Annotated in this window: 21 protein-coding genes and 1 pseudogene; 18 read left to right on the top strand and 4 right to left on the bottom strand. The window is 39.6% G+C overall.

All coding sequences use genetic code 11. The features are described from left to right. Position 1 precedes the first annotated feature (1 nt). The 18 genes and pseudogenes from BKP56_RS13085 to BKP56_RS13820 all read left to right on the top strand — a co-directional run bounded on the left by BKP56_RS13085 (position 2) and on the right by BKP56_RS13820 (position 13,286). Entirely contained in the window at positions 2–265 is a 264-nt protein-coding gene (locus BKP56_RS13085; RefSeq protein ID WP_072695707.1) for a hypothetical protein, read from the top strand. A 76-nt stretch (positions 266–341) separates the two neighbouring features. Next, on the top strand, positions 342–548 hold the full coding sequence (gene tcrZ / locus BKP56_RS13080; protein WP_062532177.1) for a copper chaperone TcrZ: 207 nt from the start codon (positions 342–344) through the stop codon (positions 546–548). A 138-nt stretch (positions 549–686) separates the two neighbouring features. Continuing rightward, positions 687–2,855, top strand: a complete 2,169-nt coding sequence (locus tag BKP56_RS13075) for a heavy metal translocating P-type ATPase (RefSeq protein WP_072695705.1) — start codon at positions 687–689, stop codon at positions 2,853–2,855. Between the two features lie 119 nt (positions 2,856–2,974). After that, positions 2,975–3,595, top strand: a complete 621-nt coding sequence (locus BKP56_RS13070) for an adenylate kinase (RefSeq protein ID WP_072695703.1) — start codon at positions 2,975–2,977, stop codon at positions 3,593–3,595. Positions 3,596–3,666: 71 nt separating this feature from the next. Next, positions 3,667–4,512: a prolipoprotein diacylglyceryl transferase gene (gene lgt / locus BKP56_RS13065; protein ID WP_072695701.1), complete on the top strand. Its 846-nt coding sequence runs from the start codon at positions 3,667–3,669 to the stop codon at positions 4,510–4,512. 5 nt (positions 4,513–4,517) lie between these two features. Then, complete coding sequence (locus tag BKP56_RS13060; RefSeq protein WP_083540588.1) at positions 4,518–4,868, top strand: hypothetical protein; 351 nt, start codon at positions 4,518–4,520, stop codon at positions 4,866–4,868. A gap of 356 nt (positions 4,869–5,224) precedes the next feature. Then, positions 5,225–6,478, top strand: coding sequence for a murein hydrolase activator EnvC family protein (locus tag BKP56_RS13055; protein WP_072695699.1), 1,254 nt, complete (start codon positions 5,225–5,227; stop codon positions 6,476–6,478). 183 nt (positions 6,479–6,661) lie between these two features. After that, complete coding sequence (locus BKP56_RS13050) at positions 6,662–7,198, top strand: hypothetical protein (protein ID WP_072695697.1); 537 nt, start codon at positions 6,662–6,664, stop codon at positions 7,196–7,198. A gap of 89 nt (positions 7,199–7,287) precedes the next feature. Next, a complete protein-coding gene (gene lgt / locus BKP56_RS13045) occupies positions 7,288–8,133 on the top strand; it encodes a prolipoprotein diacylglyceryl transferase (protein ID WP_072695695.1) in 846 nt (281 codons plus the stop codon). A gap of 16 nt (positions 8,134–8,149) precedes the next feature. Then, positions 8,150–8,359 carry an adhesion protein gene (locus BKP56_RS13040; RefSeq protein WP_072695693.1) on the top strand — a complete coding sequence of 70 codons (210 nt, stop codon included), beginning with the start codon at positions 8,150–8,152 and terminating at the stop codon, positions 8,357–8,359. A 65-nt stretch (positions 8,360–8,424) separates the two neighbouring features. Continuing rightward, positions 8,425–9,018 carry a TIGR01906 family membrane protein gene (locus BKP56_RS13035; RefSeq protein WP_442914834.1) on the top strand — a complete coding sequence of 198 codons (594 nt, stop codon included), beginning with the start codon at positions 8,425–8,427 and terminating at the stop codon, positions 9,016–9,018. Positions 9,019–9,116: 98 nt separating this feature from the next. After that, positions 9,117–9,248 carry a glyceraldehyde 3-phosphate dehydrogenase NAD-binding domain-containing protein gene (locus BKP56_RS14065; protein WP_232226895.1) on the top strand — a complete coding sequence of 44 codons (132 nt, stop codon included), beginning with the start codon at positions 9,117–9,119 and terminating at the stop codon, positions 9,246–9,248. A gap of 166 nt (positions 9,249–9,414) precedes the next feature. Next, on the top strand, positions 9,415–9,543 hold the full coding sequence (locus tag BKP56_RS14155) for a hypothetical protein (protein ID WP_257786579.1): 129 nt from the start codon (positions 9,415–9,417) through the stop codon (positions 9,541–9,543). A 96-nt stretch (positions 9,544–9,639) separates the two neighbouring features. Continuing rightward, positions 9,640–10,002 (top strand): annotated as a pseudogene (locus tag BKP56_RS14060) (hypothetical protein). 276 nt (positions 10,003–10,278) lie between these two features. Next, complete coding sequence (locus BKP56_RS13025) at positions 10,279–10,815, top strand: adenylate kinase family protein (protein ID WP_072695691.1); 537 nt, start codon at positions 10,279–10,281, stop codon at positions 10,813–10,815. 69 nt (positions 10,816–10,884) lie between these two features. Continuing rightward, a complete protein-coding gene (locus BKP56_RS13020) occupies positions 10,885–11,583 on the top strand; it encodes a response regulator transcription factor (protein ID WP_072695689.1) in 699 nt (232 codons plus the stop codon). 58 nt (positions 11,584–11,641) lie between these two features. After that, a complete protein-coding gene (locus BKP56_RS13015) occupies positions 11,642–12,940 on the top strand; it encodes a sensor histidine kinase (RefSeq protein WP_198033955.1) in 1,299 nt (432 codons plus the stop codon). A 181-nt stretch (positions 12,941–13,121) separates the two neighbouring features. Continuing rightward, a complete protein-coding gene (locus BKP56_RS13820) occupies positions 13,122–13,286 on the top strand; it encodes a hypothetical protein (RefSeq protein ID WP_156849256.1) in 165 nt (54 codons plus the stop codon). 576 nt (positions 13,287–13,862) lie between these two features. On the opposite strand, the gene tnpC is transcribed toward BKP56_RS13820, so the two are convergent. The 4 genes from tnpC to BKP56_RS12990 all read right to left on the bottom strand — a co-directional run bounded on the left by tnpC (position 13,863) and on the right by BKP56_RS12990 (position 16,918). Continuing rightward, positions 13,863–15,158, bottom strand: a complete 1,296-nt coding sequence (gene tnpC, locus BKP56_RS13010; RefSeq protein WP_072695685.1) for an IS66 family transposase — start codon at positions 15,156–15,158, stop codon at positions 13,863–13,865. 99 nt (positions 15,159–15,257) lie between these two features. After that, entirely contained in the window at positions 15,258–15,617 is a 360-nt protein-coding gene (gene tnpB / locus BKP56_RS13005; protein ID WP_072695683.1) for an IS66 family insertion sequence element accessory protein TnpB, read from the bottom strand. Positions 15,618–15,901: 284 nt separating this feature from the next. Then, complete coding sequence (locus tag BKP56_RS12995) at positions 15,902–16,393, bottom strand: DUF305 domain-containing protein (RefSeq protein WP_072695679.1); 492 nt, start codon at positions 16,391–16,393, stop codon at positions 15,902–15,904. Then, on the bottom strand, positions 16,394–16,918 hold the full coding sequence (locus tag BKP56_RS12990; protein ID WP_072695677.1) for an O-acetyl-ADP-ribose deacetylase: 525 nt from the start codon (positions 16,916–16,918) through the stop codon (positions 16,394–16,396). Positions 16,919–17,368: the final 450 nt, after the last annotated feature.

The following is a 17,368-nucleotide window of genomic DNA, read 5'->3' as shown; positions in this document are numbered from 1 at the left end:
GATGAGACCGGGGTTGATTATTGAAGGGATTGGTTGTGTTAAGTGCGCCGAAGCAATAGAAGAGGAGTTTATGGCCAAATCGACCGTTGAAAAAGTATTTAGCGGAATACACAAAAAAATGATTTTCGTCCATATAAGTAAGAATGTCACGCGAAAAAGTTTCCTTTCTTCGCTGATGGACGTGCCTCTGTTGTTAAAGGGAATCATTGAAGCGGCTCACTGTCACTGTTGTAGAGAAATCCACTTTGACTTTCCGACCGGTTAATTATTTATTGGATTTATTTTTGACCTTCTTCGATTTGAAGAAGATAAAAAAATTAAAAGAAAAAGGAGAATGAATGATGAAAAAAGAAGTCTTATTAGATGGCGTAAAATGTGCAGGTTGTGCCAATACAGTGCAAGAAAAATTTTCAGCTATTGAAGGGGTTGAATCTGTAGAGGTTGATTTAGCGACTAAAAAAGCAGTACTTGAAAGTCAAACAGAGATTGATACCGAAACGCTCAATGCTGCTTTAGCAGAAACTAACTATTCAGTATTAAGTGCATAAAGTACGAATACCATTTATTCATAGATAATAGATATAGATAAAGTATAGAACCCTTTTCATGAGAATTATATGCAGTGTTAGATGAGAGGGTTCTAAAACTTTAAAATCAGTCTCTAATCTAATAAGGAGGAATTAAAAATGAGTAATAACAAAAAACATTCGTCACATAGTCATCATAATCACGGCGACATGGATCACTCAAAACACAACCATAGTGAAATGGAACATCACGGAGACCATAATCATCAACATGACGAACATGTTGGTCACGCTTATCATGAAGAACAGGTAGAAGAAGGGGCTCACGGGGGGCACCACGATCATCATGCTGGTCATGACCACAGTGGGCATGGCGGGCACGAGCATCACCATCACGGTAGCTTTAAGGAGATTTTCTTGAAGTCACTCCCATTAGGAATCATTATTATGTTATTATCCCCTATGTTTGGGGTCCAACTACCATTTCAGTTTACATTTCAGTATTCTGATATACTCGTGGTTCTTCTTTCTACGATTTTGTACATTTATGGCGGTAAACCTTTCTATATGGGAGCAGTGGATGAGTTTAAAGAAAAAGCTCCTGGAATGATGGCTCTTGTCACTCTTGGTATCTCGGTTTCCTACTTTTACAGTGTTTATGCAGTCATTGCTGGATATGTGACTGGTGAACATGTGATGGACTTTTTCTTTGAATTTTCTTCATTAGTATTAATCATGTTGTTAGGTCACTGGATTGAGATGAAAGCTGTTGGAGAAGCCGGAGATGCACAAAAAGCATTAGCTGAATTGGTACCGAAAGATGCTCACGTTGTATTGGAAGACGATTCAATTGAAACACGTCCAGTTGCTGACTTGCAAGTAGGCGATTTGATTCGTGTTCAGGCTGGAGAAAATGTTCCAGCAGATGGAACCATTCAGCGCGGCGAATCACGTGTAAACGAAGCGCTTGTGACCGGGGAATCGAAACCAATTGAAAAAAATCCCGGAGATGAGGTCATCGGTGGATCAACCAATGGTGCCGGAGTCCTCTATGTGGAAATAAAGCAGACGGGCGATAAGTCCTTCATTTCTCAGGTTCAGGCATTAATCAGTCAAGCTCAAAGCCAACCATCTCGAGCAGAAAATCTTGCACACAAAGTTGCAGCATGGCTCTTTTATATTGCGGTTATTGTAGCGCTTATTGCCCTTGTCCTATGGATGGTTATAGCTGATGTACCAACGGCAGTTATTTTTACAGTCACCACATTAGTTATTGCTTGTCCGCATGCCCTGGGTCTGGCTATTCCATTGGTGACTGCTCGTAGTACCAGCTTAGGGGCCAGTCGGGGATTATTAGTGAAAGACCGGGACGCTTTAGAGTTGACTACAAACGCAGATGTTATGGTTTTAGATAAAACGGGAACTTTAACAACTGGTGAGTTTAAAGTATCAGATGTTGAACTCTTTAATGATAAATATACGAAAGATGAAATTGTTGCCTTATTGGCAGGTATCGAAGGCGGATCTAGTCACCCTATCGCTCAGTCAATTATTAGTTACGCAGAACAGCAAGGGATACGTCCAGTAAGTTTTGATTCGATTGATGTTATTTCTGGCGCTGGTGTAGAAGGTCAAGCTAACGGACATCGTTATCAATTAATCAGTCAAAAAGCATATGGACGTAATCTGGATATGGATATTCCAAAAGGAGCAACCCTCAGTGTCTTAGTAGAAAACGACGAAGCAATCGGTGCTGTAGCTTTAGGGGATGAATTAAAACCAACAAGTAAAGACTTAATACAAGCCCTTAAAAAGAACAAGATTCAGCCGATTATGGCAACGGGTGACAATGAAAAAGCGGCTCAAGGAGCTGCAGAAATTTTAGGTATTGATTATCGAGCTAGTCAATCTCCTCAAGACAAATATGAATTAGTTGAAAAACTTAAAGCAGAAGGAAAGAAAGTTATCATGGTCGGTGACGGGGTCAACGATGCACCTTCTCTTGCATTAGCAGACGTTGGTATAGCTGTTGGTGCCGGAACTCAAGTAGCATTGGATTCAGCCGATGTCATCTTGACACAGTCAGACCCTGGCGACATTGAATCCTTTATCGAGTTGGCTCAGAAGACCACACGTAAGATGAAAGAAAATCTTGTTTGGGGAGCAGGGTATAACTTTATCGCGATCCCAATAGCTGCAGGAATACTAGCACCAATTGGTATCACATTAAGTCCAGCGATTGGAGCAGTTCTTATGTCGGTGTCAACGGTTGTTGTCGCAATCAACGCTTTGTTCCTAAGGTTAGATCCTAAATCAAGTGTCGATTAACATGTCGAATAATTGAATCACCTTAACGTGTAAAAATACAATAGTTTCACAGGAAAGGAAGAGATGGAATAATTTAAAAAATCATCTCTTCCTTTTTTAGTTTATAAGGAGGAAAAATTATGAGGCTGGTCCTTTTAGGGTTACCCGGTGCTGGGAAAGGCACTCAAGCTAAAAGAATCGCAGAGAAGTACCACCTGACGGCTATTTCAACTGGTGAAATGTTACGAGAAGCAGCCACGGAGAAAGATACATTCGGACTCAGAGTGCAAGAATATATGAATAAAGGAGAGCTAGTTCCAGATGAGTGGATAAACTCATTGGTTAAGAGTCGCTTACAAGCAAAAGATGTTGAAAATGGCTTTGTTCTCGATGGTTACCCACGTACCCTACAGCAAGCAAAAGTGCTCGAAGCTTACCTACAAAGTCAGAATCAGAATTTAGACGCTGTTTTCTTTTTAGATGTAAGTCAGGATACGTTAAGTCATCGGTTAGCGCAACGAGGGAATCTTCGTTCAAAAGAAAAACAAGGAAATTCCCAAATCGAAGCAAAAAGTGAAAAAATTCGACTGGATGACAAACCAGAAGTGATTGAAAATAGGCTACACATTAATAAGGAATTAATGGAATCACTTATTCACTTCTACAAGGAGCGAAATCTGCTTTACGTTATCAATGGTGAAGGGGATTTTGACAATGTGTTTGACAATATAAATGAGGGTTTATTGTCTGTAAACAAATAACTACACAAATTGAACTTAAATTATGTGATTTAAAACAATTAACTAATGTAAGCTATGAAGGGGATTGAAGAATGAATGTTTTACTTAGTGTAATCGATCCAGTTGCTATTTCAATTGGCCCGATAAAAATTAATTGGTACGGAATTATTATTGCTCTAGCGATGCTGATCGGCATTTCATTAGCTACAAAGGAAGCTCAAAAACTGGGACTTGAAGAAGATACCATGGTAGATATGGCATTATGGGCCATACCAATTGGCTTTATCGGTGCCCGACTTTATTACGTTTTATTCAAATGGGACTACTATATACAGAATCCGGGTGAAATCATCGCAATCTGGAATGGTGGAATTGCCATTTATGGGGGGCTAATTGCGGGTGGTCTCGCAGTATACTGGTTTGCAAGAAGAAAGAGAATGACGCTAACTCTTTTACTAGACATACTGGCACCTAGTGTCCTCCTAGCTCAATCGATTGGTCGCTGGGGAAATTTCATCAATCAAGAGGCACATGGCGGTCCAGTCACCCGACAATTTTTAGAAAACTTGTACTTACCGGAATTCATCATTAACCAAATGAACATCAACGGAACCTATTACCATCCCACTTTTCTTTATGAGTCTTTATGGAGTTTAGTTGGTTTCGCCTTGTTGCTCCTTTTGCGGAACAAAAATCAATTCCTTCGCCAAGGAGAAGTGGCGCTCAGCTATGTCATTTGGTATTCAGCAGGAAGGTTTTTTATTGAAGGCATGCGGACAGACAGCTTATGGATAAGCGATTTCTTACGAGTTTCACAAGGCTTGTCCCTCGTTTTGTTCGTAGCAGCAATGGGTGTTTTGATGTATCGCAGGTACTATACCTATCCGCCAGTACCCTATTATAAGGATGAGACCAAACTGTCCAAAGCAGCAAATTAAGCATTATGGGACAAATGAATTTGATCAGTGGAATGCTAGCAGGAGTTTTAGCTTTATCAGGTGGACTGAGTATGTCAGGTTTTGCTGAAGAAGATACGACGAACCAGGAGACCGTTGGTGCAGAGAACAGTATCGATCATCACTATATGTCAGACGTGATGGACGCAGAAGACTCTGAGGATATGGAAACTTTAATGGAAGAGGGAATAATCAACTTCGGCCAAATAAAAATGCATATGAGTGAAATGCATCCTGAGTTAACTAATCAGCAGCTAAGAGAACATTACAAAGAAATGCATGGAACTGGCGGATCCTCTCAAACTAATAATTTCAAAGGTATGGACAGCATGTATTAAAGGTTAAATTAGAAATGAAGCCACAAGCAATACTTAGTGGCTTCTTTATATTTGGTTATATCAGATAACTAATCACGTGCTACTTTTGCATGTACACCACACATATCTTGGATTATGATGATAATAAAGTTATTTTGTAATATAAGTTAAATATGTCATACAAATAAAACATAACTTTGGCAGTGTTTATGCTATACTATTTTTTGACAAAGAAAAAAGTAGAAATCACTTAGCCGTAAAGAAAATATAAAAATGTACTATCAACCTAAACAGATATCAAAGGACAAGGAGCTACATATCGTGAAAAAAAACACATTTTAACATTTATAGCATCAGTAATTCTCGCAGGACCTTTAATGCAGCCGATAGAGGTTGAAGCCTCTCAAAAATTAGAAGAACTGGAAATTCAGCAGCAGGAACTGGAAAGTGAATCACAAAAAGTAGGTAATGAGATCCAGAACCGTGAAGAAAAAATGCAAGCACTTGAAAATGAAAAAATCCAACTGGAAGAAGAGGTTGCAGTACTTCAAGCTGATATTGATGACCTGATTATTGAAATCAGCGAACAGGAAAAGGAAATTGACCACATTAAAGAAGAAATCGAACAATTGAAAGTTGAAATTGCTCGATTACAAGAACAAATCGATAAGCGTAATGAACAATTAGAATCACAGGCACGTTCAGTTCAGACTAATGCTAATCCTTCTGATATCGTCGATTTATTAATGTCAGCAGAGAGCTTGACTGACTTAGTCGGACGTATCGGGGTCGTAAACAAATTGGTTTCTGCTAACCAGGATATCATGGCAGCTCAGATTGCTGACCAGAAGACACTGGAAGAAACGGAAGCACAAGTAAAACGTGAACAGGAAGAAGTGGAAAATGTAATGGTTCAGCTTGAAGTCAGTCGCAGTAATCTGGTCAATCAGCGTGGAGCCTTGGATGACAAGATCATTCAGATCGCAGCACAGTATGAAATGACAGATAAAGAAAGAGAGTCATTCATCAATGAACAATCGATCATAGCTGAACGGACTAGCACGTTAACTGAAGAAATGAAAGTTGAAAAACAGCGGATATTAGAGGAAGAGCGAGCAAAACAAGAAGCAGCTGCAAAAGCCAAGGCAGAGGCAACGGCACAAAAAGAAAAAAATAATAACTCTCAAGTTACAATATCTTCAAATAATGCAAGTTCGACTGAGGCTTCATCGAATGTCGCTCCAACAAGTAATGGATGGACAAGACCCGCTAGAGGGAGAATATCGTCACCCTATGGCTGGCGAACACACCCTGTTTATGGTGGTCAGAGATTTCATAAAGGGGTAGATATTGCGGGGAGTGGACCCATTATAGCGGCTCGATCCGGAAAAGTAGTCACTGCGACTTACAACAGTGGTTTAGGTTATTATGTAAAAATCGATCATGGAGATGGCTATCAGTCTGTTTACTCACATATGCAACCGAATCTTTCTGTGTCAGTGGGACAAGAAGTGTCTCAAGGACAGCAAGTTGGTATTATGGGAACAACTGGGACTTCTACGGGCGTTCATTTAGACTTTCAAATCATTAAAAATGGAGAAACCGTTGATCCGATGAACTATATCAATTAGTAATTTCAAAATTTAGTACGTGTCAGTGTAAAATTATGACGTCAGTGGATGAACAGTCGCTGACGTCTTTTTTTTGAGCAAATTACTAATTAGCAAACAAAAAATTATAAAAAATGCTATCTCCATTTTTTCTCCATAATTCTTATTTATACTAAAAGTACAGAATAAGAGGAGGTGGAGAAAATGAAAAAAGGAAGAAAATATATCGCAAGTTTATTGGCTATTGGAGGACTGGCTGGAGTTAATCTATATAGCAATGAACAGATCAATGTTTCAGCGCATGGGAATCAGGAGCAGTCACAAAATACGGATCGAAACGAGGATGACGAGACGATGTGGGGACATATGGAAACCATGCATGGAGGCTCTTATCGAAATAGAGAGAACAGCAGTCCAGACGAGGATGACGTTGAAAATAACACTGACCAAAGTGAAGATGATGAAACCGACAGCTGGAATGACTGGCACAATAGAATGTGGGAATTTAGAGATGAAAATATAGATGATAGCTCAGATGATCGTGAGTCGTTTTTTGGTGATATGAGAAATCATATGAGAGGATTTAACGACTTCTCCTTTAATGGCATGTTTGACTGGATGGGCGAGATGCACCGTTCATTTAACTTTAATCGAGGGATGATGGATTGGAATGAGCGGGAGTTAGACAATAACGAAGGAAGAGAATTTATGGAGAGATTAAATTTCCTTAATTCCAATTAGTATAGAAAAAGTTAAGTGTGAATACAACAAGGATCGATGACTCATCCTGTTGTATTCGTTTCTTTTAAATAGAATAGGAGAATGTTTATATGATAGAATTGTTCAGTATCGGACATTTTAGTATTTCTTTATTGGGCGTGACCAGTGCCCTGGGTATGATTATTGGATTATTGCTCATTCAAAAAGAAGGAGAACGTAAACGGCTGGATAAAGACAAGCTGATGGATTTAGGCCTGTATACCGTTGTATTTGGGATATTAGGTGCGAGATTGGGATACATAGTATTTTTTGATCCAGTTTATTACATGGAAAATCCAATGGCTGTGTTCAGGATCACTCAGGGTGGCTTATCTATTCAAGGAGCCATTCTGGTTGCCGGATCGTTTGCATTCTGGTTTATGAAAAAGAAGAAAATGGCTGTCTGGAAAACAGCAGATGCAATCGTTCCAGGGGTTATATTAGGTCAGGCGATAGGCCGTGTCGGCTGTGACGTTTTCGGTGTGCCGATGAGCAGAAACTGGCCATGGGGAGTCATGGTAGGTGGCGAACTGCTGCACCCGGCCCAGCTCTATGAAGTAGCGTTAAACTATATATTGTTTCTGATTATATGGAGAAGAAGACAAACAGCCCAATTTGACGGCGAATTATTCTTCATATATGTCATCGGTTTTGCTTTCAACAGATTTATTGTAGAGTTCTTCAGATCAAATCCGCTGGTCATCGGGTCATTGAGTATTGCTCATGTAATAAGTTTGCTGATTATTGTTTTAGGCTTGCTGTTATTAATGTTCATGCGAAACAAGCATAATGATCAAATTGAATATACCAGCGAAGCGGGTACATTGAAAAATGCAATGGTCTATGGAATTATAGCGTTAGGCTTTATTGTATCAGTAGTATTCTATTACGGAATCCATTTTATATACAGTCGATAACAAAGGAGAAGAATGAATGGAAACAATACTATTTATCATTGTTATGATTATTGGTCACTTGCTTATGATGTATTTGATGCCTGGTATGCACGGGGGCCATTCTCACAAAAAAGTTAGTGATGCTGATAATAGCTTATTAGAAAAAGAAATACTAGAAGAAAAAAACAGAAAGTTAAAAGAAGAATTACATGAGCTGAAATCTAGAGTTGGACATAAGGAAAGGTGAGGAGCATCGTGTTGAGGCAAAGAGTTATAAAAGCATTAGGATATATCATGCTTTCGCTATTCATTATGTCCGTATCAATAGCTTTTACAATTAATTTTACTCCTTTATATATGTTTGATATTGATTATTTGAACATCACAGATTATGTAAATATATCTAAGGAACAAATTATATTAAATTATCGAATACTATTGGATTACTTGAATATACCTTGGATAACAGATTTGGCAATGCCTGATTTTCCAAGTTCCGAAAGGGGACTGTTTCATTTCTATGAAGTGAAAAGATTATTCATGTTTAATTACCTTATTCTTGCTGCTGCGGGATCAGGGACGTATTTTTTTATGAGGTATATAAAAAGTAGAAATTTATACAAAAGTTTGCTTATATATTTTAAAAATGGGATTTTTCTATCTTTAACAGTTATATTGGGTATTCTGATTAGCTTTGATAGCTTATTTCTATTATTTCATCAGTCATTTTTCAACAATGATGCGTGGTTATTCAATCCTACTACAGATCCCATAATTCTGGTTTTACCGGCTGAGTTCTTTATGCATAGTTTTTTGTTAGCTTTTGGATTGGTTGAAATCTTACTGATAACTGGCTACGTTTTGACAAAGAGAAAAACGAGAGACAAAAGTCTATTGTCGAAATAGAAAGAGTTAGGAAAACAGGTAGTCTTTGAGTAGGAGATGTTTGCAAATAACATAATATTCGAGATAGATTAAAATAATAAGAAACTGGAGGAATTAAAATGTCTACAAAAATCGCAATCAATGGATTCGGACGCGTTGGAAGAACAGTACTGAGAAGATTATTAGATACAGATTCAGATTTGAAGGTTGTGGCTGTTAATGATTTAAGTGATATTGAAAACTTAGATTAACTGATGGAATTTGACACAACATACGGACGTTTAAAGCATGATGTCCAGGTTCGGGAGAATACTTTGGTTATAAAATGGGCATGAAATCAACTACTATCAGGAATCAGAAGAAGGGAATTTACTGTAGGAAGATTTAGGGGTTGACATAGTAATAGAAGCGACGGGAGTGAATGCAACGGCTGAAAATTCGCAGGAACACATCAAAGCTGGTGCGAAAAAAGTTATACTTACGACTCCGGCTGATGAGGAAACGAAGATCATTGTTTTTGGAGTTAATGAGGATATCATTACATAAGACAACAAAATCCTTTCTTCCGGTTCGTGCACAACAAATGATTTGGCACCTGTTGCAAAAGTTCTGAATGATAAAGTTGGAATCGAAACCGGTTATATGACGGTGGTTAAGGCATACACATCTTCGCAGTCATTACACGATAGCCCCAACTCTTCGGTTATGCGTCGGGGTAGAGCGGGAGCCATGAAGGCTATCCCTACTTCTACCGGGGCGGCCAAGGCGGTCGGGTAGTTCATTCCTTCTATAGAAAACAGTGTCGATGGATCAGCAACTCGAGTGCCATTTCCTGATGCTGCAATAGTGGAGTTTTATACTACTCTTAAAAAGAAAGTGATGATTGAAGAAGTGAATAAAGCAATGAACGAAGCCACCGATTCTTCATTCGAATATTCTGAAAACCGATTGTATCTTCGGACGTTATTGGTACTTCTGCAGGAGGAATATTTGACGCCACGTTAACGGATATTATAAAAAATAAAGATACTCAACTTATTAAAACAGTTTCATGGTATGACATTAAGTATGGTTTTGTTTCCAATCTTGTTCGTTTGATAGAATATGTAGCTGAATTATAGAGAAGCAGACGGAAAAAGAGTTGATGAAAAATATCGGCTCTTTTTAAATCTATTATCATAAAATCCAAAGAGATTTCGGTATTACGGTAAAAAATTAAACTACTGGTGATTCTATTGCAGGAATATTCAATGTATAATAAGTTTACAAAAGGAGTTCGATATGATTATTATTTTAGTTGGCGCCCCGGGATCGGGTAAAGGGACAGTGGCAGAACGCATTCAAAACAAGTATGAATTTCCCATTGTATCCTCGGGGGAAATATTGCGTAACGAAATGAAACAGGAGACGGCAATTGGAAAACAAGTCTTAAGTTATGTATCTTCAGGAAAATTAGTGCCGGATAGAATAATCACCGCACTTATTAAACAAAAAATAAGCAAACATCAGCATAAATGCTCGGTTGTCTTAGATGGTTATCCTCGCAATTTAAACCAGTCATTAGCTTTGGAGGATATAACCCAGACAAAACAGAGAGTATTCTATCTGGATGTTCCAAAGGATATCTTAAAAGAGCGGCTTATAAATCGTGGAAGAACAGACGACACCGAAAAGGTAATCGAACAGCGTTTTGAAGTTTTCTTAAACGAGACCCGACCGATTTTAGATTACTACAAAAGAAGAGATACATTAGTTAGAATAAGTGGAACATCGTCAGATGAAATCTTTCGAAAAATCGATGCACTTTTATCGAAGTAGAGCAGTGCAGTATAATGTATTGCGGATACATTTCTTTCTGATGAATAGTGGATAAAGGGGACCAGGTGAATGAACATATTAGTTGTTGATGACGAGCAGTCGATTCTGGAAATCGTCCAGGCTTATTTAAATGCTGACGGCCATGATGTTTATATAGCATCTACTGGTGAAAAAGCATTTGAAACATTTTATAATCACAGCATTGACTTTATCATCTTAGATATTATGCTGCCGGATTATACTGGCTGGGAGATTTGCGAGAAAATTAGAGAATCGTCGGATGTACCTATTATCTTGCTGACCGCTAAATCGAATGAATCAGACGTTATCAAGGGACTGAAACTTGGGGCAGATGATTACGTCACGAAGCCTTTTAGTCCTAAAGAACTGCTTGCCAGAATCGTAACAGTAATGAGAAGGATGAAAACAGTCAATAATGAGGATAAACTGACTTTTAATAAAGGTGATCTGGTCATCTTCCCTAATACAATGGAAGTAGTTGCGCATGGAGACAATGTGTTATTAACTCACACAGAATTTGAACTTCTGGAGATCATGGCAAGAGAACCGCGTCACGTCTTTTCTCGTGATCAATTGCTTGAAAAGGTAAAAGGACTGGAAGCCACGGCAATGGACAGAGTGATCGACTCCCATATAAAAAATTTGAGAGCAAAAATCGAGAGAGACCCTAAAATACCGATGTATATTGAAACTGTACACGGCAGCGGTTACCGTTTTGGAGTGAATTATGAAGAGAACCTTATTTAGTCATTTATTCATTTATATTCTAAGTGGAAGTATACTCATGATTTCTTTATTCAGTTTTTTGACCTTTCAACTTACTGAAAACAGATTTAATGATTACTTGAGTGACCGTTTTATAAATGAAAGAGAAACAGTCATCGAAACCATCGAAACAGCATATGACGGTGAAAGTCAGTGGGACCGGGAAATACTTTCTGGCGCTATTCAGAATGCCATGCATTCGCATATGTTTGTGCGGATCGTGGATGCAGACGGTAATGAAATAATCAGTCAGTCCTCCCCGATGGGACAGCATATTCGGGGCATGCAAATGATTGAAGTGCTGCCTGGGGAAGACTGGTTTGAAGAAGAAGTAGACTTGTTTTCAGGTGAGAATAATATCGGGACAGCATTTATCACTTACCCGGGGTTTCAGGACTATACTTCTGAAGAAGAAGAGTTCATTGAAGATCTGATCATTTTGATTGCATTGATGGGTCTGCTAACTTTTGTTATTGCCGGGGTTATGGCCTACCTCATATCCAGACGTTTGAGCAGGCCAATTGCAGCGACCAGCGAACGGACACAGCAAATCGCTCAAGGACGGGATATTGGAGAAGCTGAAACCAAAGATGAAAAAATCAGCGAGCTCTTCCAGCTGCAGCAGAGCGTCAATGTTCTAGCCGCTCGGTTAGCCGAGCAGAAAAGAATTCGGAATCAGATGGTTTCGGATCTGGCTCATGAGGTGAGAACGCCTTTGACTACGCTGCAGGGGAATGTTGAGGCCATGCTGGACGGTGTCTGGGAGGTCACGCCTGAACGGCTAAATAGCCTGAATCGTCAGGTCATACGTCTCGCTCATTTAGTCCAGCTGATTGATCAGCTGGACGATACAGAAAACACAAATAAGCAATTGAATCTCGAAACGTTTGATATCAAAGAACTGCTATCTAATATCTCCATCTCATTTGAACCGCAGGTTAATGAAAAGCAGGTGACTCTAAATCTAAAAGCACAGTCGGAAATGATTGAAGCGGATAGAAATAAGCTGGAACAGGTGATAACAAATCTATTAGCCAATGCAGTTAAATTCACACCCGAAGGTGGGGAAATCAGTTTAATATCCAAACGCATCAAGAATGAAATTATAATAATGATTCAGGATAACGGGAAGGGGATACCAGAAGATAAGTTAGACTACATTTTTGAGCGCTTTTATCAAGTAGAACCTTCACGGAACAGTAAACTGCAGGGTCAAGGAATCGGTCTGGCAGTTGTAAAAAGCATTATAGATGCACATCAAGGGGATATTAGAGTTGAGAGTGATGAAGGAAGAGGAACTACCTTTACGGTCGTCCTTCCCGAAAGTCAGAAAATATAAAAAGATTGAACTGATATAGAAAAAGGAAGTAGTTTAAAAAACAAACAGTTCTAGGACAAAGTATACTGTTTATACTGATGGGATGTACAGGTAATACGAATCTAACGGGTTCAAAAGTTAAGATAGATATATTAGAAAAAGACGGTAATGAAGTTATTCTGGATGTGGAACAGGACAAGGCATGCCGGAAGCGGTTGTAGTAATAGAAGAAGTTTATACTATAACGGTTGACGCCGTCGACTGTACATCAAATACTGATGTTGGAAGAGTAACTAATCTTATGCTGGTCATAGAAGTCGAACTAAAAACACCTAAGGATCGAGATCTAACGATCATCGTACAATAGTTGTTGGAATAAAAAGAACTCAATGAGTGCTGATTTCCGGCGTATTAATTTATGTATCTATCTAACTTGTAAAGTAACTATTTAAAGTTGCCGGATAATAAATTTCTATCTTACCTCTTAAGTATGCAATACCGCATTTTATTGCAAACAGTTCGATAAACAACTAGTAGTTGAGAAGGAGCTATTGTGAAGGTATCTGTTTACTCAAGGCACGTAATGTTCGAGTGTGCTGATAAAACCACTGTAGGGATCTTCAACTAATTTTTTCATCGTAGCTATCTTTGAATAATCCATAGATTTATTCTACCTTCTTTATCATCGATTTTTCAAACGATATCCAGGACGCTACCCTCAACGACAATGATAATTGAACCTGACAGTTCATACTTTCTGTAATATTTAAAACGATCCGGAGGGCGACGTGATGTAAACGTTGCCCTCCGGATCGGTTTTCATTTTTTTTTAAAGATGAGAAGTCTTTATTACAAAGTAAGCGATGAATAGCTGAGTACCTACAAATAAAAATCGGACACCTCTATAATGAGAAATGTCCGAAGAGTATAATATACTGAATGTCTAGCGACATTCCATCTGTACCTTTGGATTCCATGGCAAATAAGCCTCCAAGGGTGTATTTTGTCGATTTGGAAGGTAAGTTAAGAGGTAGTCCAGATATTTTCGTGGATGTAATCCGTTGGATTTGGCCGTCTCGACGAGGCTCAAAATAGTCGCAACGGCATGAGCACCCTCAAAAGATTTTGAAAACAGCCAGTTCTTTCTGCCCATAACGAGTGACTTGATGCCACGTTCGGCTAGATTGTTGGATAGCACGAGACGGCCGTCATAGAACTTCCGTCTGATATGCGCCAGACAGGCAATCATCGTCATCCCTGGAAGATTGTTGTACCCGGAGAACCCATCACTATGTAGATAGCCAGTGTACTCCTCTAAGAAATCTCTAGGGACAGAGCCGATGCGTGATGGACCAAGCTTGTAGATATGTATGGCACGTTCGCTGTATTTGCCGGTACTGAATAACCACATATAGGACTTTTGTCGGTCTTTGTCATTCAGTACTTTGAATGTCGTTTCGTCAGCGTGTAGAACCTTCTGGTTCAACAGTTCTTGTCGCATTACAGCCACCAGCGCTTCGAAATAATACTGGGACGTTTTAATGTGCCAGTTCGCAATGGTATGCCGAGGGATCGGATAGCCAAGCAGATTCCAAAAAGCCTCTTGGCGATAGCCCGGGACTTTTTGCTCGAATTTTTGATACATGGTTTCCGCTATCGATGACGCAGAAGCGACTGTGTTATTTAAAGGAAGTCTGGGGATTTCAGATTTCGCAAACGGCGTGCGCGTTCCGCTTTTCTCACAGTTCGCGCAGGCATATGTTTTCTGGAAATGTCTGTGGTTTTCAACTCTCGCCGGGATAAATTTAACTTCCTGACGAATAAGTTGCGTGCTGATTTCTTTCATTGCTTCCTTGCATGTTGGACACGTACAAGATGCAAGTTCATGAATGTGGTCAACAGTAGGAAGAGATGACAACTGCTGGTCTTTTAATCCTTTACGTTTCTTGCGGCGACGTTTTGTTGTAATAATGACTTCATCTTCGTCGCTTTGGTCACCAGTCTGCTCTGGTTCGCTAAAAAGGCGATCGTTGAAGAGGTTGCCCTGGTTAGGATCATCCTTCAATGTTTCCTTCTTTGAGCCGTACAATTTCTGAGTTAAAAATTCGATTTGTTCTTTCTGTAAGGAAAGCTCATCATCTTTCTGAGCGAGTAGGGTCTTCAGTTGTTTGTTTTCTTCTAACAGCTGGTCCAACTTTTCTATAATCACTTCAAACTGTTTTTCACTCTTGATAGACATGTCTGCTTCTCCTCACATAAATAATACTTAACTTTTACACTAATCAGGAAAAGAAAACGAGAGAGCCATTGATTTTTTTATCAATTTCTCTCTCATTTCTTAAGCTATACTCCCTTTAACCGCAGGTTTTATAGAAACATTTTGATTAACAGATAATCCTTCAAGCAACCAACGCAGCTGTTGCGCACTTAACTTTTGAATCTCGTTCTGGTTACGCGGCCAATTCAATTTCCCATTCTCTAAACGCTTGTATAAGAGAAGGAAGCCGTCGCCTTCCCAATAAAGTGCTTTGAACCGATCTTTCTTTCCACCACAGAAGAGAAAGAGGGCCTCATGATAAACATCCATATCATATTCTTCTGTAATCGTCGCAGCTAATCCGTCAATTTGACGGCGCATATCCGTCTTTCCACACACAATAAAAATATTCTCTACTTGAGTAAAGTCAACGAGTTTCATTGAATGGCATCTCCGCGAGGAGAACTCTCAATGTCGAGGGTTTGATCCCCTCGTATATAAGTAGTTCTGTCTGACTATTTTTTAAATGTGCCACCATCTTCTGTGAAAGGACCTTCGAAATGTGTTGGCGATCAGTTTGATCGTCATGCAGGGTTACCGGTATGATAGACTGTTCATTCTTTTCCAAAATAAAACCTCCTGTGTACTTAAGATATCTCAAGTTTAACAGGAGGCCGCGAGGACTCACAGGTACCTAGCTATTCATCGCTTACAATACAAATATCTCAATTTCCTGTTAATTCATCTAAAGGTTGCAGTTCTTCCTCGTCTCCGTCTTCCAGCTCTTCGATATACTGATTCATTATAGCGATTTCTTCTTCCTGTGCCTTGATGATCTCGTCGGCTAGTTTTCTAACTTCCGGATTGGTGATTTCTGCCCGTTCACTTGTAAGGATGGCGATGGAGTGGTGCGGGATCATCGCTTTCATCCATGAAACCTGGTCCACGAGTGCCTGACTTCTTACCAGATACAAATTTGCGCCGAAAACGACCGCGGCACCTGCCAGGATCATTGCATTCACCTTTTTATTGTCGTGCATATGCCACATGAAGAGCAACATGATGATCGCCATGACCGAGCCCATGATCAGCGTCATATAAAGACGTGTCTCGCTGTACGTGAAATGTTCGATCTCAAGAATATTGAAGTACATTAAAAAGTACATGATGACGGTTGAAGTCAATATCATAATTCCAAAGCGTATATAATTTTTCATTTAGTCATTTTCCTCTCTGTGTATTTTTTCTAATTTATCACTTAATACCGATTCTGTCTTATCATCAAAGGCAACGAAGAGGACCTTATCGATCGTGTCATCGTCCTTTATTAGTTCATAAACCGTACGGATGGCGATCTCACTGGCTTCTTCAAGCGGGTAGCCGTAAATGCCGGTACTAATGGCCGGAAAAGCGATGGAACTTATGCCTTTTTCCTTAGCGATTTCGATGCTGTTCCGGTAGCAATTTTCCAATTCTTCTGCTTCGCCGTGTTTACCATCCCGATAAACCGGGCCCACCGCATGGATGACGTAATCAGCTGGCAGATCGAAGCCTTCGGTCAGTTTGGCTTCACCGGTCTCTGCACCACCCAGCTTTCTGCATGCCTCTTTCAACTCCGGTCCGGCCGCGCGGTGGATGGCTCCGTCAACACCTCCACCACCCAATAATGATTTATTAGCGGCGTTGACGATCGCGTCGACTTCCAACTCTGTGATGTCGCCTCTATGCACGTTCCACTTCATAGACGTCCTCCTTTAGATAAATATGATAACTCGGTCTGCTCCATGATCGTCAGCTGGTCTCCCATTCAAATTTTGGGTCCGGTTAATGCCCGCTGAAAACGATCACGCCTGTTTCTTTGTGCCTCTCTTATCAATATGGTATACCTCAGGTTAATTTTAGGCAAATAAAATGCTTAGTCCACATAGCTACGTGTAGAAAGCCGGGAATCGGCATTCACACTATACTATAGGACTAAGCTATATTAACTGTTATTCGTTTTCTGTGATGTTGTCTGTGGTGTCGATTTTCTTGCCAAAGATATAAATGACAGCAACGACGGCTATCAAGGCTGCAGAAGCCCGAAAAGTCCGGCCAAAGCAGAGGGTGAGCTCAGTTGATTGGATTCTTTTTTCATTGTAACTCTCCGTTCTATTTATTTTATTAAAAATACAAAGGTCAAATTTCATTTC

Source organism: Marinilactibacillus sp. 15R (genome assembly GCF_001895285.1).
GTDB classification, from domain to species: Bacteria; Bacillota; Bacilli; order Lactobacillales; family Carnobacteriaceae_A; genus Marinilactibacillus; species Marinilactibacillus piezotolerans.
Note: the sequence above shows the minus strand (reverse complement) of the source record. Positions and strands in the feature narration are given on the sequence as shown.